Annotated in this window: 15 protein-coding genes and 1 pseudogene; 7 read left to right on the top strand and 9 right to left on the bottom strand. The window is 55.9% G+C overall.

Going from position 1 to position 19,836, the window contains the following annotated elements:
* Window positions 1-138: 138 nt before the first annotated feature.
* Together LA5095_RS26175 and LA5095_RS26165 are read left to right on the top strand one after the other, a co-directional pair.
* Window positions 139-1,218 (top strand): alpha/beta hydrolase, encoded by a 1,080-nt coding sequence (locus LA5095_RS26175; protein WP_055120496.1) that lies wholly within the window; start codon window positions 139-141, stop codon window positions 1,216-1,218.
* A 592-nt stretch (window positions 1,219-1,810) separates the two neighbouring features.
* The gene (locus LA5095_RS26165; protein WP_055120492.1) at window positions 1,811-2,065 is read left to right on the top strand and encodes a hypothetical protein; all 255 of its coding nucleotides are present in this window, start codon (window positions 1,811-1,813) and stop codon (window positions 2,063-2,065) included.
* Between the two features lie 144 nt (window positions 2,066-2,209).
* Here LA5095_RS26165 and LA5095_RS26160 read toward each other — a convergent pair whose 3' ends face one another.
* The 6 genes from LA5095_RS26160 to tpiA all read right to left on the bottom strand — a co-directional run bounded on the left by LA5095_RS26160 (window position 2,210) and on the right by tpiA (window position 10,570).
* A complete protein-coding gene (locus tag LA5095_RS26160) occupies window positions 2,210-5,359 on the bottom strand; it encodes an efflux RND transporter permease subunit (protein WP_055120490.1) in 3,150 nt (1,049 codons plus the stop codon).
* Window positions 5,360-6,523, bottom strand: coding sequence for an efflux RND transporter periplasmic adaptor subunit (locus LA5095_RS26155; RefSeq protein WP_055120488.1), 1,164 nt, complete (start codon window positions 6,521-6,523; stop codon window positions 5,360-5,362).
* 184 nt (window positions 6,524-6,707) lie between these two features.
* Complete coding sequence (locus tag LA5095_RS26150) at window positions 6,708-7,538, bottom strand: VOC family protein (RefSeq protein ID WP_055120486.1); 831 nt, start codon at window positions 7,536-7,538, stop codon at window positions 6,708-6,710.
* A 25-nt stretch (window positions 7,539-7,563) separates the two neighbouring features.
* Window positions 7,564-9,192: a CTP synthase gene (gene pyrG, locus LA5095_RS26145; protein WP_055120484.1), complete on the bottom strand. Its 1,629-nt coding sequence runs from the start codon at window positions 9,190-9,192 to the stop codon at window positions 7,564-7,566.
* Window positions 9,193-9,323: 131 nt separating this feature from the next.
* Window positions 9,324-9,701, bottom strand: a complete 378-nt coding sequence (secG, locus tag LA5095_RS26140) for a preprotein translocase subunit SecG (protein WP_055120483.1) — start codon at window positions 9,699-9,701, stop codon at window positions 9,324-9,326.
* A gap of 110 nt (window positions 9,702-9,811) precedes the next feature.
* Window positions 9,812-10,570, bottom strand: a complete 759-nt coding sequence (gene tpiA, locus LA5095_RS26135; protein WP_055120480.1) for a triose-phosphate isomerase — start codon at window positions 10,568-10,570, stop codon at window positions 9,812-9,814.
* 230 nt (window positions 10,571-10,800) lie between these two features.
* Here tpiA and LA5095_RS26130 point away from each other — a divergent pair, with 230 nt between their 5' ends.
* From LA5095_RS26130 to LA5095_RS26110, 5 genes are read left to right on the top strand one after another with little or no spacing between them, the layout of a single operon-like run.
* Entirely contained in the window at window positions 10,801-12,693 is a 1,893-nt protein-coding gene (locus LA5095_RS26130; RefSeq protein ID WP_055120478.1) for a SurA N-terminal domain-containing protein, read from the top strand.
* A 24-nt stretch (window positions 12,694-12,717) separates the two neighbouring features.
* Window positions 12,718-13,731: an anthranilate phosphoribosyltransferase gene (trpD, locus tag LA5095_RS26125; RefSeq protein ID WP_055120476.1), complete on the top strand. Its 1,014-nt coding sequence runs from the start codon at window positions 12,718-12,720 to the stop codon at window positions 13,729-13,731.
* A 4-nt stretch (window positions 13,732-13,735) separates the two neighbouring features.
* The gene (trpC, locus tag LA5095_RS26120; protein WP_055120474.1) at window positions 13,736-14,548 is read left to right on the top strand and encodes an indole-3-glycerol phosphate synthase TrpC; all 813 of its coding nucleotides are present in this window, start codon (window positions 13,736-13,738) and stop codon (window positions 14,546-14,548) included.
* A 5-nt stretch (window positions 14,549-14,553) separates the two neighbouring features.
* Window positions 14,554-15,066, top strand: a complete 513-nt coding sequence (gene moaC / locus LA5095_RS26115) for a cyclic pyranopterin monophosphate synthase MoaC (RefSeq protein ID WP_055120472.1) — start codon at window positions 14,554-14,556, stop codon at window positions 15,064-15,066.
* Entirely contained in the window at window positions 15,066-16,271 is a 1,206-nt protein-coding gene (locus tag LA5095_RS26110; RefSeq protein ID WP_055120470.1) for a molybdopterin molybdotransferase MoeA, read from the top strand. The genes moaC and LA5095_RS26110 overlap by 1 nt, the downstream gene beginning before the upstream one ends.
* A gap of 66 nt (window positions 16,272-16,337) precedes the next feature.
* Here LA5095_RS26110 and LA5095_RS26105 read toward each other — a convergent pair whose 3' ends face one another.
* The 3 genes and pseudogenes from LA5095_RS26105 to LA5095_RS32515 form a co-directional block, all read right to left on the bottom strand.
* Window positions 16,338-17,666, bottom strand: coding sequence for an HlyD family type I secretion periplasmic adaptor subunit (locus LA5095_RS26105; RefSeq protein ID WP_055120468.1), 1,329 nt, complete (start codon window positions 17,664-17,666; stop codon window positions 16,338-16,340).
* The gene (locus LA5095_RS26100) at window positions 17,663-19,411 is read right to left on the bottom strand and encodes a type I secretion system permease/ATPase (RefSeq protein WP_055120466.1); all 1,749 of its coding nucleotides are present in this window, start codon (window positions 19,409-19,411) and stop codon (window positions 17,663-17,665) included. The genes LA5095_RS26105 and LA5095_RS26100 overlap by 4 nt, the downstream gene beginning before the upstream one ends.
* Window positions 19,412-19,732: 321 nt before the next feature.
* A pseudogene (locus LA5095_RS32515) lies at window positions 19,733-19,836 on the bottom strand (FAD binding domain-containing protein); the annotation flags it as partial.

Genomic DNA, 19,836 nt, shown 5'->3' with positions numbered 1-19,836 from the left:
GGCAGGTTGTATTATTCAAGACGTGAGCCTGGAAATTTATCTCCCACGCAGACTTAAAGACGAAAGAGGAGAGGAATACGCTTGTACTTATGCAACCCGGGCATAGATGTAAAAGGGCTCACCCTTTTGGAGATTTCGATGCGAAAGTCAATTCTTGGCACCTTGATCGCGGTTGCTGTAATGTCCATTTCGGTCGCAACTGCCCAATCAGATGGAACCACAACCGGAAATGTGGTTGAGATCGATGTTCCGGCGCCAGCACTCGATGGCAATCTTCTTGACAGCTCTGTTGTCCAGGAGGCCGCCGTCTACCTTCCGCCGGGCTATGACGAAGACCGGGATCGCCGCTTCCCCACTATCTATCTTCTCCATGGCATATTCGATGATCATGGCGTTTGGGTTGAAAACTTCAATGTGCCGGAAATTCTCGACCGATTGATTGCGGATGGAAAAATACCTGAACTGATTGTGGTCATGCCGAATGGCGGCAACAAGTATGGAGGCGGATTCTACCGCAATTCTCCGGTGAGCGGCAATTGGGCAGATTACATTGCCGATGACCTCGTCTCTTTCATCGATGAGAATTATCGCACGCTGTCGGATCAGGAAAGCCGCGCCGTGGTCGGTCACTCGATGGGAGGCTATGGAGCACTCAATCTGGCCATGAACAGGCCCGGAATTTTTTCAGTGGTCTGGGCGCTCAGCCCGTGTTGCCTTGCCGCCGTTGATGACTTGAGCTTCGGAAACGATGCGTGGCAGCGGGCCGCGAAGATCAAGGGACCAGAAGATCTGCAACAACTGATTGATAGTCGCGACTTTTATCCGATTGCAGCGTTGGGCCTATTGGCAGCATTCAGTCCCGATGTTGATGCTGCGCCCATCTATGGAAAATTTCCATTCGATGTTGTGCGGGGAGAGATCGTCATCGACGATGTTCAATTCGACAAATACCTTGATGCTTTGCCAGTACGGCAGGTGCGCCATGCCCGCAAGAACCTCCGGAGCTTGCGCGGTTTGGCACTGGACGTCGGTCTTGGTGATCAGTTTTTGCATATCCCGGCAGGAACACTGGAATTCTCGCAACGGCTTGGGGATGAACGCATTCCCCATCTTCTGGACATCTACGCGGGTGATCACCGACAATTCATTGGTGAACGACTGGAAACCATTGTCATTCCCTGGGTTGCCGATCGAATGCGATTTGAGACAGACGACTAAGCAATATACTCAATGGTGACAAAGGCTGGGTATCGCTGCCGGCGCGAACTGAATGTCATGACAGCTTTCGCCCTAACCTCCACCGCGTCGATCCGCAAATCTTCCGTCCTTCGTTGGCTGGGGTCACCGCTACATTCGCCGGTTCGCGTCTGACCTTGCGCCATAGCCCTTCCGAAGGATCCGCCTAATCGCACTGAAATCAGAAAACAAATTCACCGCTCGAGGTTTTCACCAGAGGCTTGTCAGCGCTGTCCACCTTCCGAACAAACTCACTCCGCCCTTGTGCTCCCCGCCAACACCCAGTGTCCAGACAAGCTGATTGCCCAGGTACAAGGCTTTGGCTCATTTCTACTTGTCGGGAATGAACTATGAGACAAAAGAGCGAACAGCACAGGGATGCGATCCTGTCAGGCCGCAAACGGAGCAAACTCATGATTGAAGACAATCGGGGAAGTGGTTCAATTCGACCCTTCGGCAAACAGGATTGTGATGTTCTCCAACTCAAGGACTTTCAGATTTTCATGCCTGCTTTTCAGGAAACCACTATATCTGATCGGAAAGGGAACTGTTTTTAACGAGGGAAGCGGCACGGATGAAAATCCAGATACCGGACGAGCCGACGCACATGGTCACCGCAATTGTTGCCTATGCTGGCATCGCCAAGCGGCTCTACGTTGAGCTTGAAAAGCACGCTGACGGCAACATCGTGGATCTTGATGCCATCAAGGCGGATTTGCTCAACGAGGCCAAGAAGGCGGTGCCTCACGGCGATTTCGCGAAAGACGAGGTCGGCCTCTACCATACGATTTTCCAGGCCATCGAAACGGTTTTCGAATCCACCGATTGACCCGTGTGGACCGCACACTGACCTGCGGCGATGCAATTTCCAGCCAGCCGGGATTGCTACAAAAAATTCAGTGCCTTGAGATGAAACACACCGGGCGGAACACTGTTCCGCCCGGTGAATTGACCCGAAATTGTCCGATCCGGACTAAGTCGCCGGAGCGCTTTGGGATACCTTCTCTTCCCCACCGAACATGCTCTTCACCTTTTCGCGCAGATACTGCAGGCAGACATAGAGGATCGGGATCATCAGCACGCCGATCACGGTCGCAAACAACATGCCGCCGAAGACCGCAAAGCCGATCGCCTTCTGACTGGCAGCGCCCGCGCTCGAGGCCGTCATCAAAGGCACGACACCGAGCAGGAACGACAGCGCTGTCATCATGACGGCACGGAAACGAAGATGTGCCGCTTCTGTCGCCGCCTCGGTGATGCATTTACCGCTGTCGCGCTGCTCCATCGCAAATTCAACAATTAGGATGGCGTTCTTCGCCCCCATGCCGACGAGCATGATCATCCCGATCTGCGTATAGAGATTGACGTCCCCGCCGGTCACGAACACGGCCACAAGCGCCCCCATGATCGCAAAGGACACCGACATCAGGATAGCGACCGGCATCGTCCAGCTTTCATACTGGGCGACAAGGAACAGATAGGTGAACAGGATCGACAACATCAGGATAAACATGACGATATTGCCGGACCCGAGCTGCTGCTGTGCTGTTCCGGTCCATTCATAAGAATAGCCGGGCGGCAGGGCTTCCTGCGCCGCGCCTTCAACCTCGTTGATAACAACACCCGTCGACGCCCCGGGCGCAGGATCCGCCATCACGGCGGCTGCGCGGAACATGTTGTAGCGCGTCAGGATCTGCGGACCGAGAACGTTTTCCGTCGTCAGCACACTGCGCAGCGGCACCATCGTTCCATCCGTCGAGCGCACATATAACCGGCCGATGTCATCGATCTTGTCGCGGTACTGGCCCTCGGCCTGGATCATGACCTTGTACACACGGCCGAATATGTTGAAATCGTTGATGTAGTAGGATCCGAGATAGGCCTGGAGTGTTGTGAAAACATCCGCCACGTTGACGCCGAGCGTTTTGGTCTTTTCCCGATCCAGGTCGACAAAGACCTGCGGAACATTCGCCCTGAAAGTGGAATAGGCCCGCGCGATTTCCGCGCTCTGGTTGGCTGAATAGACCATTGACCCGACAGCTGACGCAAGTTCCTGAGGCGTTCCGCCACCTGTCTGCTGAAGCATCATCTGAACACCACCGGTTGTCCCGAGACCCGGGATCGGTGGCGGATTGAATGCGATGATGTTGGCGCCGGGAATGGTCGAGAACTCGGCCCAGAAATTAGCCAGAATCGCGTTGATTTTCAGATTCGGTTCCTGCCTGTCCTCCCAGTTGCTCATGGTGGCGATCACCAGAGCGGCGTTGGAGGACGTCGCGCCGTTGAGGATCGAGAACCCGTTCACGATCACAACATTCTCGACGCCCGGCGTCTTTTGCGTCAATTCGACAACGCGTTTCGTTACCTCCTCGGTGCGTTCGAGCGCGGCCCCGTCCGGCAGTTGGACATCAACCATGAGATAGCCCTGGTCCTCGGACGGAAGAAAACCCTGAGGGAGCGTACCGCCAAGCGTCACGATCACGGCGATCGCCCCGCCGACAATGATGATGGCAACGAACGCAACCCGCACGAGACGCCGGATGATCGCTGTGTAGCCGTCGCGAATACCGGTTATGCCGCGATCGAACAATCCCATGATGCCGCGCGGCGGCCCCGAACGGGCCTTCAGGATAAGTCCGCACAGCGCAGGTGAAAGGGTAAGCGCGTTGATGGAAGAGATCACCACGGATACGGAAATCGTGACCGCGAATTGCGAATAGAGCCTGCCGGTTATACCAGGCATGAAGATCGTCGGCACGAACACAGCCAGCAGAACCAGGGTGGTTGCGATAACCGGGCTGGTGATCTGCTCCATCGCCTTTGCTGTCGCGTCCTTTGGAGAAAGTCCCTCCTCCGCAATGATGCGTTCAACGTTCTCAACTACCACGATCGCGTCATCAACCACGATACCGATTGCCAGAACGAGGGCGAACAGCGAAATCGTGTTCAAGGACATCCCAAGAGCAAGCAGAACCGCAAATGTCCCGATCAGCGATACGGGAATTGCAACCGTTGGAATGATCGTCGCTCGCCAGTTGCCGAGAAAGATGAAGACCACCGAAACGACGAGCAGAAACGTGAGGAACAACGTGGCGATCACGTCATCAAGCGACGCCTGAACAAAGTCGGTCGTGTTGAACGGAACCGCATACTCCATGTCATCCGGAAATGCCTTTGACAGGCTCTCAAGGCGCGCAAGAACGTTTTCCGACACCTGCAGGGCATTCGCACCGGGAGCCTGATAGATTGCCAGGACGGTTGACGGCTGGCCGTTGTATTCACCCGACGCATTGTAGAACTGTGCGCCGAGTTCAACCCGGGCCACATCGCCGATCGTGACAACAGCTCCGTCTGCACCGGTTCGAAGCACGATTTCTTCAAATTCTTCAGGTGTCGACAAGCGGCCCTTGGCCTTGATCGTATACTGGAACTGCTGGCCGTCAGGCACCGGTGGCGCGCCGATCTGACCGGCAGCAACCTGAATGTTCTGGTCTTGAACGGCAGCGATGAAATCGCTGGGTGTCATGCCCAGGCTGGTGAGCCTGTCCGGATCAAGCCAGATGCGCATACCGTAGGCGAAATCCGTCATGACGTCGGCGCGTCCGACGCCTTGAACGCGCGCGAGGGAGTCCTTCAGGTTTATGGACGCGTAGTTGGACAGAAAAACCGGGTCAAAAGTACTGTTTGGCGAATAGAGCGTTATGACCAGCAACATGTTTGTGCTGGCTTTTTGCACGGTCACGCCATTGGCGGTCACTTCGCTCGGCAATTGGCTGGTTGCCTGCGAAACACGGTTCTGCGTATTGACCGTGGCGATATCCGGGTCTGTCCCGACAGCGAATGTCACGTTCAGCGAATAGTTGCCGCTGTCGTTACTGGTCGACTGCATGTAGATCATGTCGTCGACGCCATTCACCTGGCCTTCGATGGGCGCCGCAACCGTTTCTTCAAGAACTTCCGCATTCGCGCCGGTATAGGTTGCCGAAACATTCACGACCGGTGGGGTAATATTCGGAAACTGTTCGACCGGCAGCGACACGTATCCCAGAATGCCGGCAATTGTAATGACAATGGAAATGACCAGCGCGAATTTTGGCCGGTAGATAAAAAAGCGAGAAAACATTTAGCTTTGCTCCGCCGGCTGAGATGCAAGCACCGGTTCAACTTCCACGCCCGGCCGCACTTTCTGAAGCCCCTCGGTAATGACCTCTACGCCCTCTTCAAGTCCCTTGGTGACAACGAAATTCGTCCCGATCTGCTGACCGAGTTCGACGTATTTCTGTTCGACCTTCTTGTCCGCCGTAATGGCAAGCGCAAATGCACCCTGCTGATCTCGCTGGATCGCGGCCTGGGGCACCACAAGCGCAGTTTCGGTATTCGGAGCTTCGAGCAACACGGTGACATAGGTTCCCGCCAGAAGACGGACGTCCTTGTTTTCAAATTCTCCCCGGAACGAGATCGTTCCGGTCGCCGTATCGATTTCATTGTCGATATAGACGATCTTGCCCTTTTCTCCGTAGTTGTCACCGTTCGGCAGCACCAGGCTGATAGACGGCGCTTCCTCAGGAGACAAATCCGCAGGGCTGATGTCGTGTGTCTTAACGGCGTTAAGATACTGCGCTTCGCTCACGGAGAAATTGACATAGACCGGCGCCAGGCGGATCAACTTGGCCAGTGCATTCGTGCTCGGACCGACCAGTTCACCGACACTATAGGTGCTTTTGCCGATCTGGCCGGGAAAAGGTGCTGAAATGTCGGTGTAGCTCAGGTTCAGTTCTGCCTGCTGCAATCCTGACTGGGCTGCTTCCACGGAAGCTTCCGCCTGTTGTTTCTGGGCGAGTGTCGCTTCATAGGCAGCCTCGGAAACATGCCCTTTTTCCAGAAGGTCCTTGTCGCGTTTTTCGTCCGCCGCCTTGAGGGCTGCATCAGCCTTTGCACTGGCAAGATCCGCCTTCGCCTTGGTCAGCTGCGCTTCGTACTCGGCCTTCTCGATCGTGAACAGCAAATCGTCTTTCTTGACAAAGGAGCCGTCAGGAACAGCCTTGTTCTCGAGAAAACCACTGACGCGCGCCACAAGGTCAACCTGGTCAACAGCCGCGATCTGCCCGACAAATGTTTCGCTTTGGCGCACATCCTGAGATGCTACCTTGGCGACTGTGACTGAGGGCGGAGGCGCTGCCGGGGCCTGGGCCTGCTTTGAATCGTCCGAACAGGCTGCGAGAAAGCTCAACGCAGTTGCTGCTAGAACGAAGCGGCGTGGAAATGGGGCAAAACGCAAAAATGGCATTCGAGAACTCCGCTGTCAGACCTGTGGGTCGCGCGTTTAATCGGAGTTCACTATAAAAGGACTGATTGATTCAACAAGCGAATTTTCTCGTTTGAAGCCTGTTCGCAGCCAAGAAAATTACCCTGCGTTTTCAATCCTCATGACCGGTTCGGTTCTTTTGCGGATGTTCTTTGTAACAGCCCGTCTACTGTTTGCTTTCAGGTGAAAGAATCAGTGTCAGGCCCAAAAATTGATTGGCCGGAAGGATCTTTGGCTCCACTACCTTGGCTGAAGTTATCTCGATAGCGGCAATCTGCGGCAATCTCCCTTGAAGCGCGTCAGCGGCATCCTCGCCAACCAGTGCCCGAAAAGCGTCCGGATTGAGGACAGAAATATCGCCTCTTGGTGTTTGAACCTCAAGTCCAAGGCTGGTCGCTCTCATTTCGCGTTGACCGGTAAAGCCGCCGAGGAATTCATGGTGGTCTGAGGGGTCGCCGGCGACCAGGAATACGGTTTTGATGTCCCTTGCTCCGTTTTCATGTTTTTGAAATGCCGGCTTCCAAAAGTTTTCCGGATACTTGTTGTGGCAGGTGAAATAGCCGATCCCCGGACAAAGCGGATCTTGAAGAATGGTAAGATCGAACGCAACTTTCGCGGTTTTTCCATCCGGCAGGTTGGCGACACGTTCAAAGGAGAACGGATCAAAGAGTTTCAACCCCGCCTTCTTGAAATCTTCCCGGTCCTGAACAGCATCATGGCTCTCCAGCACCAGCATGCTTGCCCCTTCCCGGTTTTTCAGGAAATCCCTGTTGAAAGCGCCGAAAGAAAATGCCGTACCATTGGTCTCTGCAATCGCCTCCGGTTCCTTGACCGTCAGTAGTTCGATGAAAAACCCGTCGAGTTGAACAAGCCTGTTCGCAGTGCCCCAGGGATGCTGGTTCTCAGGAGTGACCGTAAATCCTATGGCCTCATAGGCCCGGCCGGCTGCCTCGAGATCGTTTACCGCAACGACGAGATGATCAAGGCCACGCACCATGGGTGTTCCTTTCGGGGTTCGAGCGTCAGACCAGACGGCTCTGCTGCAACGCTGCGCCGATAAAGGACGCGAACAAAGGATGCGGGTCGAATGGACGTGACTTCAGTTCCGGATGATATTGAACTCCGATGAACCAGGGATGATCCTCGATTTCAACTGTTTCAGGCAGAACACCGTCCGGCGAAGTTCCGGCAAAGATCAGGCCACAGTCTTCCAGTTTCTCACGGTAGCCGATATTGACCTCGTAGCGGTGCCGGTGACGCTCCGATATGTTTGTGGCCGCGTAGATATTCGCAATGCGGGACCCTTGCTTCAAAGCGGCGGGATAGGCTCCGAGCCGCATTGTGCCGCCAAGATCACCGTCTTTGTCGCGGACCTCCATTTCATTGCCTTTGGTCCACTCTGTCATCAGGCCGACCACGGGTTCAGTTGCTGGACCGAATTCGGTTGAATTTGCCTCTGAGATACCGGCCATGTTGCGTGCAGCTTCGAGAACGGCCATCTGCATTCCGAAACAGATGCCGAAATAAGGTATCTTGCGGGTGCGGGCAAAATGCGCGGCTGCGATCTTTCCTTCCGCGCCGCGTTCACCAAATCCACCAGGCACAAGAATGCCATGCACGCCTTCCAGATAAGGGCTCGGGTCTTCCTTCTCGAAAGTCTCCGATTCTATCCACTCCAGATTCACCTTGACCCTGTTGGCGATACCACCGTGGACCAAAGCCTCGATCAATGACTTGTAAGCATCTTTCAGGACCGTGTATTTGCCGACAATCGCTATTTTTACCTCTCCTTCCGGATTGGCAATAGCGGCAGAAATCCCTTCCCAACGATCCAGAACCGGCGTCGGGGACCCGGTCAATCCGAATGCGGCGAGAACTTCGTCGTCCAGCCCTTCCTGATGGTAGGCGATCGGCACGTCATAGATGGACTTGACATCATAGGCCGGAATAACGGCGCTTTCGCGCACGTTACAGAAAAGAGACAGCTTCCGTTTTTCCGTTTCCGGGATCGGCCGGTCGCAACGGATCATCAGGATATCAGGTTGAATGCCGATCGACCGTAGTTCCTTGACCGAGTGCTGTGTCGGCTTGGTCTTCATTTCACCGGCACTGGGTATGTAAGGCATCAATGTCAGGTGCACATAGACTGCACTGCCGCGCGGAAGGTCATTTCCGAGCTGACGAATCGCTTCAAAATACGGCAGTCCTTCGATATCGCCGACCGTGCCGCCAATTTCAACGAGCACGAAGTCGTAATCCTCGTTGCCGGTCAGGACAAAATTCTTGATCGCGTCTGTGACATGCGGAATGACCTGAACCGTACCGCCGAGGTAATCTCCGCGCCGTTCCTTGGCGATTATGTCCTGATAAATGCGACCGGTGGTTATATTGTCCTGCTGGTTTGCCGGACGTCCCGTGAAGCGTTCATAGTGACCGAGATCGAGGTCCGTTTCCGCCCCGTCGTCAGTCACATAGCACTCTCCGTGCTGGTAGGGGCTCATCGTCCCCGGGTCCACGTTCAAATAAGGATCGAGCTTGCGCAAACGAACCTTGTAGCCCCGTGCCTGGAGCAATGCGCCCAAAGCAGCAGAAGCAAGACCTTTTCCAAGCGAGGAGACCACGCCGCCGGTAATGAAAATGTATCGCGCCATGGACCAATACCATATCCTTGCCGAGCGCCGTTTGGCCACTCGGGAGTTGCGTTCTTAACACATAAAAATGCCCTGCGAGACAGGCCGCAGGGCAGATATCGATTGAAAGGCCCGGAGGCCGCCGGAGCCGCTTACTGTGCGGCCGGGACCTGTGGACCGGAAGGTTCGCTCTGCTGTTTCAGCGAATCAAGGATACCACCGGAGCCACCGGTCGTGCCCTCACCCGTGACCGGGGTGCCATCGGATGCCGCCGGCGAGGCGTCCAGAATCGAAGAGGGGCTGTCTTCGTTCTGCGCGATGAGGCTCAATGTGAGCGATGTGGCAAAGAAGGCCACAGCAAGAACTGCCGTCGCCCGCGTCAGAACATTTGCCGTTCCACGACTGGACATCAGTCCTCCGCCTCCGCCTCCGCCAATGCCGAGCGCTCCGCCTTCGGAGCGCTGCAGGAGGACAACAAGCACCAGGGCCAGGACGACCATAAGGTGGATTACGATGACTACGGTTTCCATCGAGCGCCATTCTGTATTGAATTCAGGTTTGGCGGCCTTCTACACCAGACGCCGCCAGCTTTCCACCCTTCAATTGAGCCTTCGTCACAGAAGCTTCAAGAGCTTCGTGATCACGAATAAGCGTCAAGGATGCCCAGGAAGTCTTCAGCCTTCAGGCTGGCACCACCGACAAGAGCCCCGTTGACATTGGAAACCGCCATGAGTTCAGCGGCATTCGCCGGCTTTACAGAGCCGCCATACAGAAGGCGCATCGCTGCCCCGGCATCTGAGAATCTGCTCGCCAGATTGTCGCGCATCGCCTTGTGCATTTCCTCAACATCCTGGGCAGTCGGCGTCAGGCCTGTCCCGATTGCCCAGACGGGTTCATAGGCAATGACCGTGTTTTCCGCTGTTGCTCCATCAGGTACGGAATTGTTCAACTGACCTTGAACGATTGACACTGCCTGCCCTGCCTTGCGTTCGGCTTCTGTTTCACCAACGCAAACGATTGCGACCAGTCCGGCCCGCCACGCTGCTTGCGCCTTTGCGTTGACAACACCATCCCCTTCACCGTGATCGGTCCGGCGCTCCGAGTGACCGACAATCACGGCAGTGGCACCTGCATCCTTGAGCATCTCGGCAGAAATATCTCCGGTATGTGCGCCGGATTTTTCTCCGTGGCAGTCCTGGCCGCCAACCAAAATCGCGCTCCCTGCGGCGATGTCGGCCAGCGCCGGAATCAGCGTGGCCGGAGGGCAGATCATAATATTTGCGCTATCGGCCAGAGTATCGGTCAATCCCGCTTTCATTTTATGAAATTCGGCCTGGCTGGTCCTTAGACCGTTCATTTTCCAGTTCCCGGCCAGAAGCGGTTTGATCTTCACGCTCATTTGTCTTCATCTCCCGCTGATCAACATTGATTTTGCGCCTATAGAGCAGAAGCTTGCGTACGTTGCAATCACTCAAGGTCGTGGAAACCTGTTTCTGATCTGAACTTTATGCCGGGCCGCCTTGCGGCGAGGCTTCCACGTCATTATGATCCGCCCGCTCCGGTCGCGGCAGGTCCTTCGGCCTGACGTTGAGAAACGGCTGATGAAAAGAAAAGAACACGGGAGTCGTCATGCTTGACGCGCTGCGCAAAGGCGCCGGTACCTGGCTTGCCAAACTGTTTATCGCACTGTTGATTTTTAGTTTCGCCATTTGGGGCGTAACGGATTTTCTGCAGGGTTTCGGTCAGAACACGGCGGCCAAGGTAGGTGACACGGAAGTTTCGCTCCTTGAATTCGACCGCACCTACAGGCAGGACCTCAATCGGCTGTCGCAGCAGTTGCGCCGCCCGCTCACGCGCGAGGAAGGGGCTGCGCTTGGCGTTCCCCAGCAGGCATTGGGCAGGTTGGTCGCAGAAGCTGCGCTGAACAATACAGCTCAGGATCTGCAACTTGGCATTTCGGACAAGCGGTTGGCCGCTCTCATTCAGGCCGACCCGGCATTTCGCGGGCTCAGCGGCACATATGACCGCAGCAGACTGGATCAGGTCCTCCGGGCAAATGGTTATCAGGAAGACGAATATGTCGTGCAGCGCCGCAAGATAGCGGAACGAAATCAGCTCGCTGAAGCTCTCGCCGGCAACATGAACGCGCCAATCAGCTATCTCGAGGCCTTGTCTGCATATCAATCCGAGACCAGAACCGTAGATTTTCTTCTTGTAACTCCCGAATCTGTTGGCGAGATCGAAGATCCGTCGCCAGATATTCTCAACGCGTATTTTGAGGAGAACAAGGCTGGCTTCAGGGCACCGGAATACCGGGAAATCAAGTTTCTGGCGTTGACCCCGGAAACCCTTGCACGGCCCAATGACGTTGTTGAAGAAGACGCCCGCGCCGAGTATGAACAAAGGGCATCGGACTATTACCAGCCTGAACGCCGCAAAGTTCTCCAAATGTCGTTCCCGTCCAAGGTGGCCGCGGAAGAGGCCGCCTCCGAATTGGCCGGCGGCAAGACATTCAGTGAGCTGATGAGCGAGCGCAACCTGACGAACAACGACGTCGCGCTCGGCGTAATGGCAAGAAACGACTTCCTGGACGAAACCCTCGGGAGTGCCGCATTCACACTTGAAGAAGGCGCCTCGAGCGGTGCGGTTGAAGGTCGGTTTTCGACTGTCATCCTGAACGTTGAGGAAATTCTGCCGGAAAGCACTCGTCCTTTTGACGAGGTAAAGGACGAAATCATCCAGGCGCTCGCCACCGAGCAGGCCGAGCGCGAGATACTCGACCTGCTGGACGAAGTCGAAGACGCGCGCGCCGGCGGGGCTCTGCTGGAGGAAATCGGCGAACGCTTTTCATTGCCGGTCGTGTCGGTTGAAGCATTCGACCAGAACGGGAAGTCCAGTTCCGGTGGCGACGTAGACCTGCCTGCTGCCGACGGACTAGTCGCCGGAACTTTTGAAAGCGACATCGGGATTGAAAATGATGTCCTGCAATTCGGAGAGCAGGGATTTCTCTGGTACGAAGTGGACAAGGTCATTCCTGAACGCGACCAGACGCTCGATGAAGTCAGGAACGAAGTTGTTTCAACCTGGAAATCAGACGAGATGACCAGGCGGCTGAACGAAACGGCGTCCGACTATCTGACCAAGCTGAACAACGGAACATCTTTTGAAAATCTTGCCGGGGAAACCGGACTGGAAGTGAGAACGGAAGAGAACATTGCTCGCAATGCCCCGTCCGGCTATTTCAGCCAGGAAGCAATTTCGCAGGTCTTTGGTGGTCCGGTCGGTACAAGTGCGGTGGCAAATTCGTCGGACGGGAACACTCGTCTGGTATTGAAAGTGTCCGCGGCCAATGTACCTGCCTTCGATGCCGCATCGCCGGCCATTGGGGCGCTCGACGAGCAACTGTCTCAGCAGATGCGTGACTCTCTCATTGGTCAATTTATCACTGACCGCGAAAATGAAGCTGGCGTCGAGATCAACCAGGCAGGCGTTGCCCAGGTGATCGGCTTGACACAAAACTGATTCTGGTACGGATGAATAAACACCATGACTGTGTTCAAGGACCTCATAGCCAAAGTCGCTGATGGTCAGACACTGACACCGGATGAAGCCCGGCAGGCATTTGAAGTCATCCTCTCCGGGTCGGCCACACCGTCACAGCTGGGCGGCTTCCTGATGGCGTTGCGCGTACGTGGTGAAAGCATCGCCGAAGTGACGGGCGCCGTTGCGACGATGCGTTCAAAGATGCTCACCGTCAAAGCACCGGCAGACGCAATCGACATTGTTGGCACCGGTGGAGACAGCTCGGGCAGTTACAACATCTCGACATGCACCGCAATCGTGGTTGCCGGTTGCGGTGTACCTGTGGCCAAGCACGGCAACAGATCCCTGTCTTCAAAGTCCGGGGCCGCAGAAGCTCTTTCCGAACTGGGCGTTAATATCGACATTGACCCGCAAAAGATTTCGCACTGTATCGACAAGGCAGGCATCGGTTTCATGTTTGCGCCACTTCATCACGCGGCGATGAAGCATGTTGGTCCGACCCGCATGGAGCTCGGAACACGGACAATTTTCAATCTGCTCGGGCCGCTCTCGAACCCGGCAGGTGTCAAGCGACAGATGGTCGGTGTCTTCGCAAGAAAATGGGTTGATCCCGTGGCACAGTCTCTCAAGGAGCTCGGTTCTGAAACAGCCTGGATTGTTCACGGGTCAGACGGCATGGACGAGATAACGACGACGGGTCCAACCTTTGTCAGCGAATTGAAAAATGGCCAGGTCCGGTCCTTTGAGATTTCACCTGCAGACGCAGGTCTGCCTCTTGCGAAGGCCGAAGAACTGAAAGGCGGCATGCCCGCGGAAAACGCGAGGGCGTTGCGCGACGTTCTTTCCGGTACGAAGAACGCTTATCGCGACATCGTGCTTTTCAATTCTGCAGCTTCACTCCTGGTCGCCGGCAAGGTCGGTAGTCTGAGCGATGGGGTTGAAATGGCCGCCTCAAGCATCGACAACGGTTCGGCGGCCGACACCCTGGAAAAGCTGGTCGCAGCGTCGAACGGATAGGGCCATGGCTGACATTCTCCAGAAAATCGAAACGTACAAGCGCGAGGAAATTGCGGCAGCGAAGATTGCCGTGCCGCTTGACGATCTCAAGAGCCGGATTGCGGACCAATCTCCTCCCCGCGGTTTTCAGGCTGCCATCGAGGCAAAAACCGGTGCTGGCGAATATGCTCTCATCGCAGAGATCAAGAAGGCCAGTCCTTCAAAGGGCTTGATCCGTGCCGACTTTGATCCGCCCCTTCTGGCGAAAGCCTATGAGCAAGGCGGAGCTGCTTGCTTGTCGGTGCTGACAGACGCCCCTTCCTTCCAGGGAAAGCCTGAATTTCTGACAGCTGCAAGGAATGCCGTATCTCTTCCGGCACTCCGCAAGGACTTCCTCTATGATCCCTATCAGGTCTTTGAGGCACGGGCATGGGGTGGCGACTGCATCCTGATTATCCTGGCAGCTGTCGACGACGACACCGCACGAGCCCTGGAAGAGACTGCCTTCGGCCTCGGAATGGATGTCCTGCTGGAGGTACACGATCAGGAGGAGTTGGAGCGGGCACTCAAACTGACCTCGCGGCTTTTAGGCATCAATAATCGTAACCTGAAGACCTTTGAAACCAGGCTTGAGACCAGCGAGGAACTGGCGTCTCTGGTTCCCTCAGAGCGTATCATTGTCGGCGAATCCGGCCTGTTCACGCCGAAGGACCTTGAACGGATGAACAAGGTCGGAATAACGACCTTCCTGATTGGCGAAAGCCTGATGAGACAGGACGATGTTGCTGGAGCGACCAGAAGCCTGCTCGCCCGATCATCTTTGCCCGAAGCGGTTTGACATCCATGTCAGATAAAGACCCCAAGCTCACGCATCTGGATGAAGCAGGTGCCGCCAATATGGTCGATGTCTCGCAGAAAGAAGCGACACACCGGACTGCGGTTGCACGCGGAACTGTCTCGATGCGGGTCGAAACGCTTGAACTCATTCGCTCCGGCAACGCAAAAAAGGGCGACGTGATCGGCACGGCGAGGATTGCCGGCATTCTGGCGGCAAAAAGAACTCACGAACTGATACCGCTCTGTCATCCTCTGATGCTGTCGAAGGTCAAGGTCGATATCGAGGTTGACGACCACCTGCCTGGCCTTGTTGTTACGGCAACCACGAAGGTAAGCGGACAGACCGGCGTCGAGATGGAGGCTCTCACCGCCTGTTCCCTCGCCTGTCTGACGATTTACGACATGGCAAAGGCGGTCGACCGCGGCATGGTGATTGGCGACATCCGGCTGGTTGAAAAGGCTGGTGGAAAGTCTGGTCACTGGACGCTTGAAAAAGATGGCAGCGAAGGCGGAACCTGATGAGCTTGATGCCGGTCGCCGAGGCACTTGAAAAACTTCTTTCCGATGTCGATGCACTCGATACCGAATTTGCGGGGCTTGATCAGGCAAACGGGCGTGCCCTGGCGGAAAACCTCCTTTCCAGGCGCACACAGCCACCTTTTGCAGCCTCTGCGATGGACGGGTACGCAATTCGTCACCTTGATGTTGCCGGCGGCGGAGCGCAGCTGGAAGTTATTGGTGAAGCACCTGCAGGTCATGGCTACACCGGCTCCGTCGGCATCGGCCAGGCGGTTCGTATCTTTACCGGGGCACCGTTGCCGGACGGAGCTGACACGATCCTCATCCAGGAAAACGCAAACCGGCAGGAGAGCCGGATTTCCGTCCTTGAAATTCCGGACAAGGGGGCATTTGTGCGTCCTGCCGGACTTGATTTTCAAAAGGACCAGGTCCTTCTGACTCCGCCTTTGAAACTGACTTACCGGCACTTGGCGCTGGCCGCGGCAATGAACTATCCGCTGATACCGGTCGTGAGACGGCCAAAAGTGGCAATCCTTGCGACAGGTGATGAACTTGTCCGCCCCGGCGATGAACCGGGACCGGACCAGATCATCGCGTCAAATCATGCCGGCATCGCAGCCATGGTCGAAGACTGTGGCGGGATTTCCCTGGACCTTGGTATCTCTCCGGATGATCCGGTTGAACTTGCCGGTCATGTACGCAGGGCCATAACGGCAAGGGCTGACATCCTGGTGACACTTGGCGGCGCGTCGGTCGGAGACCACGATCTGGTTCAGGAAGTGCTCGGGCGGCAGGGTATGGATCTTGCCTTCTGGCGCATTGCGATGCGCCCGGGCAAGCCGCTCATGGCAGGCAAACTTGGAACAACCAAGGTTCTTGGGCTTCCCGGGAACCCGGTTTCAAGTCTCGTCTGCGGACTGTTGTTCCTGAAACCGCTCCTCCAGAAAATGCTTGGCTACAGTGCCGACACAACGGCCCCCAAACAGGCAATTCTCGGACAAGACATTCCGGAAAACGACAGGCGTCAGGACTACATTCGCGCAACACTGCACGAAGACCCGGACGGCAGGCTTGTTGCGACACCGTTCACCAAGCAGGACAGCTCCATGCTTGCACTGCTTGCGAAGTCGGGAGCCCTGATCATCAGGCCACCACACGCACCTGCGCAAAGTGCCGGCTCGGGAACTGAGGTCCTCGTCCTTTAGAAATCGGAGAGGCAAACGGAAGCGGTTGGCTTCGCCAACGATCGACAGGCGGGAAATTCCCGCAAATCACCGCTCCCGCATTGCGTGCGCTATCTGATCCGTGACCGGCTTGACGAGATAGCTCAGGATCGTTCGATCACCCGTTTGAAGAAATGTCTCGACAGGCATTCCGGGAACCAGTGTCTGCGTTCCCAGTTTTTCCAGTTCCTTGTCGGCGATGATGAGCTTTGCCGTGTAATAGCTCATTCCGGTTCGCTCGTCTTCAGTCAGGTCGGCCGAAACCGTCAACAGTTTTGCACTCAGTTCCGGAGTTGTTCTCTGGTCGAAACTCGGGAACCGGATCCTCGCTTCCTGACCGGGTGCCAGCTGATCGATATCGACCGGTTGAACCTGGGCTTCGATAATCAGCTGGTCTTCGCGTGGAACGATGTGCATCACGGTCTCACCGGGTGCGATTACACCGCCGATCGTGTGTACGGAAAGCTGATGCACAAAACCACCCCGCGGTGCGACGATGTCGACCCGGGTCAATTCGTCTTCTGCGGCGATCTTCTGCTCTTCCAGCTGAGCAATGCGCGAGCGGGCCTCCTGCAGCTGTTCCAGAACTTCCGCCCGATAGGATTCCTCGATCTGGAGCATCTGGATCTGGCGCTCGCTGATAGCCTCCTTTGTTCGCGCAATCTGCGCGATCAGGTCACCATACTCGCCTTGCAGGCGCGCTTTTTCACGTTGAACAGCCGTAACACGGCTTTTTGGAACAAGATTTTTTTTCAGCAGTCCTTCAAGGTCAACAAGTTCTTCTGCGATAAGCTCGATCTCGGTGTCCTTGGCCGAAACCTGCGCATCAAGCCCACGTGTCTGCTGGTTGAACTGCCGGATCTGCTCTTGTAGCTGGTTCTTCCGGCCGTCCTTGGATTTTTGCCGGGCTTCCAGCAGCAATTGCTGGCCACGCTCGATATCTCCCAGCGTTTCAATGCGGTCTCCGGACCATGAAATCGCCTGTTTGTCATCCCGCTCCGCTTCCAGGCGAAGCTCCTGCGCCGTCAGCTCCCTCAACTGTTTGGTAATGACGGCAAGGTTGGCCCTCGTGACGGTATCATCGAGACTGATCAGAAGATCGCCGGATTTGACGACATCGCCGTCCTTGACCTTGATTTCGCTGACGATCCCGCCCTCGCGATGCTGAACCTCCTTGATATTTCCCTCTACGACCACCGTGCCGGAGGAAACCACCGCACCCGAAATCTCCATGAATGTCGCCCAGCCACCGATGCCAACGACCACGAACATCGTGACCAGCACCGCAAAATAAAGATGACTGCGAACCGTCTTGCTCAGGGCCTCATCCGCCGGGTTGCTCGGCGACGCATCGTTCTGGGTGTTCGCATTACTCATTGGGCAGCTCCTACTCCCTGGCGTACAGGTTGTACGGGTTGAACCACCTGCCTGAGAACTTCTTCCTTGGGACCGAAGCCCGCCATCTTCCCGTCTTTCAGACAAAGGATCTTGTCGACAGTCGCAATCGCGCTCGGTCTGTGAGCAATGACCACGACAATCGATCCCTTTTCACGCATGGCCTTGATCGCGTTTGTAAGAGCGCTTTCTCCAATGGCATCAAGGTTGGAATTCGGCTCATCCAGAACCACCAGGAACGGATTGTTATAAAGTGCCCGGGCCAGGGCCAGCCGTTGGCGCTGCCCGGCAGACAGCGACCTGCCACTGCGACCGATCATCGTGTTGTATCCCTCCGGCAGCGCGACAATCATGTCATGCACATCCGCGAGTTTTGCCGCCTCGATAATTTTCTCCGGTTCTGCATCTTCCCTGAATCGCGCAATGTTTTCTGCAACCGTCCCATCAAACAGCTGAAGATCCTGTGGAAGGTATCCGATGAATTCACCGCGCTTTTCGTTGTCCCACTGGGCGAGTTCGGCACCGTCGAAGCGGATCACTCCCTTGAGCGGCAAGGTGACACCGACCAGGGCTCGGGCAAATGTCGATTTGCCTGAACCGGACGGGCCGATCACGCCAAGGCCGTCGCCTGCCTGAAGGTCCAGCGTCACATTTTGTACATACGGCATGGTTTCCCCGAACGGGCCGCAATAGACCTGTTCGACGGTGATGCCTTTTTCCGGTTGCGGCAGGTCCATCTTGGTTTCTTCCGTCTCCGAGACCTGAAGAATTTCCCGAAGGCGCCGCAGAGCCTGACGACTTGCAACAAAACCGCGCCATTGGGCAACTGCCTGCTCGATCGGTGCCAGGGCGCGCGATGTCATGATGGATGCCGCAATCATCACACCGGGTGTGATTTCCTGCTGAATCGCAAGCCAGGCTCCGACGGCAAGGATCGCTGACTGCAGAATGAACCGGATCGTCTTGATGGTGGTGCCGAAGATCCCTGTCGTGTCCGCAGCGCGTCTCTGTGTGGCAAGATACTCGGAATTTTGCGCGTCCCACTTTGCGGTGAGCGTGTTCTGCATGCCCATTGCAGCCACGACTTCCGAATTGCGTTGACCGCTTTCAACCGCGGCAGATCGACGACCGGCATGACCCGCCGCCTCTTCAGTCGGCCTCCGGGACATGAATTCATTGAGGCCGATCAGCACCGAGATGATGACGGCACCGGCAAGTCCGACGAGGCCCAGAAGCGGATGAAACAGAAACACGATACCGAGGTAAAGTGGCAACCAGGGAATATCGAATATTGCCGCGGGACCGGGGCCGGAAAGGAACTGCCGGATCGTATCAAGGTCCTGAACAGGGCGAAGACGCGCTGCCTGGCGTCCCAAACGAACGGGCAGACTGTTTGAAACCTTGTAGACAATGCCTGACAATCTGGCGTCAACGCGCTGACCGAGACGAGAGAGGATACGTCCCCGGACACCTTCAAGAATTCCGTAAAAGATGTAGAGCACTATCGCAAGTGCGCCAATGACGACCAATGTGGGCACGGAACCGCTGGCAAGAACCCGGTCGTAGACCTGCAGCATGAAAACGGGACCGGTCAGCATCAGGATATTGATGACGAAGCTGACGACCGCGACTCCCCAAAAGGCAGAACGAATTGGTCGGAATGCAACAGAAACGGGATTGTCCCGCCCAGTGCTCGATTTGGGAGCACGCTGATTTGTTCCAGCCATCTATACCTCTATCCCGCCGCTCATTGCCTTCGGGCACTATGCCAACCAACACTGAAGGTCAAATTAATCCAGGCGTGTGCCTAGATGTCCAATATGTGCGTTTTTGGGCTTCACTAGTCTTTTTTACCCGAGTTTCAGTGCTCTTGTTAGCATTTAGAAGACGCTGAAACTGTGACCTCTGTCATACATAATTCGGATCTCCACAACTCTAATCTTGTGTCGATTTGATATGAAAAGTTTTGGATAACGGACCAATCAACATCAAAAGCCCGGCTTGTAGCAAGCCGGGCTCTCAACTTCATGACGACTTGGGCAAACCTCTTACCCAGCAGCTTTGACGGCGCGTTTTGCCATGACCGTGACGAGGTTTGCGCGGTAGGCTGCCGATCCGTGGATGTCGTGCAGCATGGAGCCGGCGTCGACCT

Source organism: Roseibium album (genome assembly GCF_001404515.1).
In the GTDB taxonomy this organism is placed as follows: Bacteria; Pseudomonadota; Alphaproteobacteria; order Rhizobiales; family Stappiaceae; genus Roseibium; species Roseibium album.
The sequence above is the reverse complement of the archived record's forward strand: the minus strand, read 5'-3'. Positions and strand labels throughout refer to the sequence as shown.

What these genes read in the sequence shown, in the direction of transcription:
- LA5095_RS26110 (WP_055120470.1), top strand. Translation starts at nt 15,066, where the DNA reads ATGAGCTTGATGCCGGTCGCCGAGGCACTTGAAAAACTTCTTTCCGAT.
- LA5095_RS26105 (WP_055120468.1), bottom strand. Translation starts at nt 17,666, where the DNA reads ATGAGTAATGCGAACACCCAGAACGATGCGTCGCCGAGCAACCCGGCG.
- LA5095_RS26165 (WP_055120492.1), top strand. Translation starts at nt 1,811, where the DNA reads ATGAAAATCCAGATACCGGACGAGCCGACGCACATGGTCACCGCAATT.
- LA5095_RS26150 (WP_055120486.1), bottom strand. Translation starts at nt 7,538, where the DNA reads ATGGTGCGTGGCCTTGATCATCTCGTCGTTGCGGTAAACGATCTCGAG.
- LA5095_RS26155 (WP_055120488.1), bottom strand. Translation starts at nt 6,523, where the DNA reads ATGCCATTTTTGCGTTTTGCCCCATTTCCACGCCGCTTCGTTCTAGCA.
- secG (WP_055120483.1), bottom strand. Translation starts at nt 9,701, where the DNA reads ATGGAAACCGTAGTCATCGTAATCCACCTTATGGTCGTCCTGGCCCTG.
- trpC (WP_055120474.1), top strand. Translation starts at nt 13,736, where the DNA reads ATGGCTGACATTCTCCAGAAAATCGAAACGTACAAGCGCGAGGAAATT.
- pyrG (WP_055120484.1), bottom strand. Translation starts at nt 9,192, where the DNA reads ATGGCGCGATACATTTTCATTACCGGCGGCGTGGTCTCCTCGCTTGGA.
- LA5095_RS26175 (WP_055120496.1), top strand. Translation starts at nt 139, where the DNA reads ATGCGAAAGTCAATTCTTGGCACCTTGATCGCGGTTGCTGTAATGTCC.
- moaC (WP_055120472.1), top strand. Translation starts at nt 14,554, where the DNA reads ATGTCAGATAAAGACCCCAAGCTCACGCATCTGGATGAAGCAGGTGCC.
- LA5095_RS26160 (WP_055120490.1), bottom strand. Translation starts at nt 5,359, where the DNA reads ATGTTTTCTCGCTTTTTTATCTACCGGCCAAAATTCGCGCTGGTCATT.
- trpD (WP_055120476.1), top strand. Translation starts at nt 12,718, where the DNA reads ATGACTGTGTTCAAGGACCTCATAGCCAAAGTCGCTGATGGTCAGACA.
- LA5095_RS26100 (WP_055120466.1), bottom strand. Translation starts at nt 19,411, where the DNA reads ATGGCTGGAACAAATCAGCGTGCTCCCAAATCGAGCACTGGGCGGGAC.
- tpiA (WP_055120480.1), bottom strand. Translation starts at nt 10,570, where the DNA reads ATGAGCGTGAAGATCAAACCGCTTCTGGCCGGGAACTGGAAAATGAAC.
- LA5095_RS26130 (WP_055120478.1), top strand. Translation starts at nt 10,801, where the DNA reads ATGCTTGACGCGCTGCGCAAAGGCGCCGGTACCTGGCTTGCCAAACTG.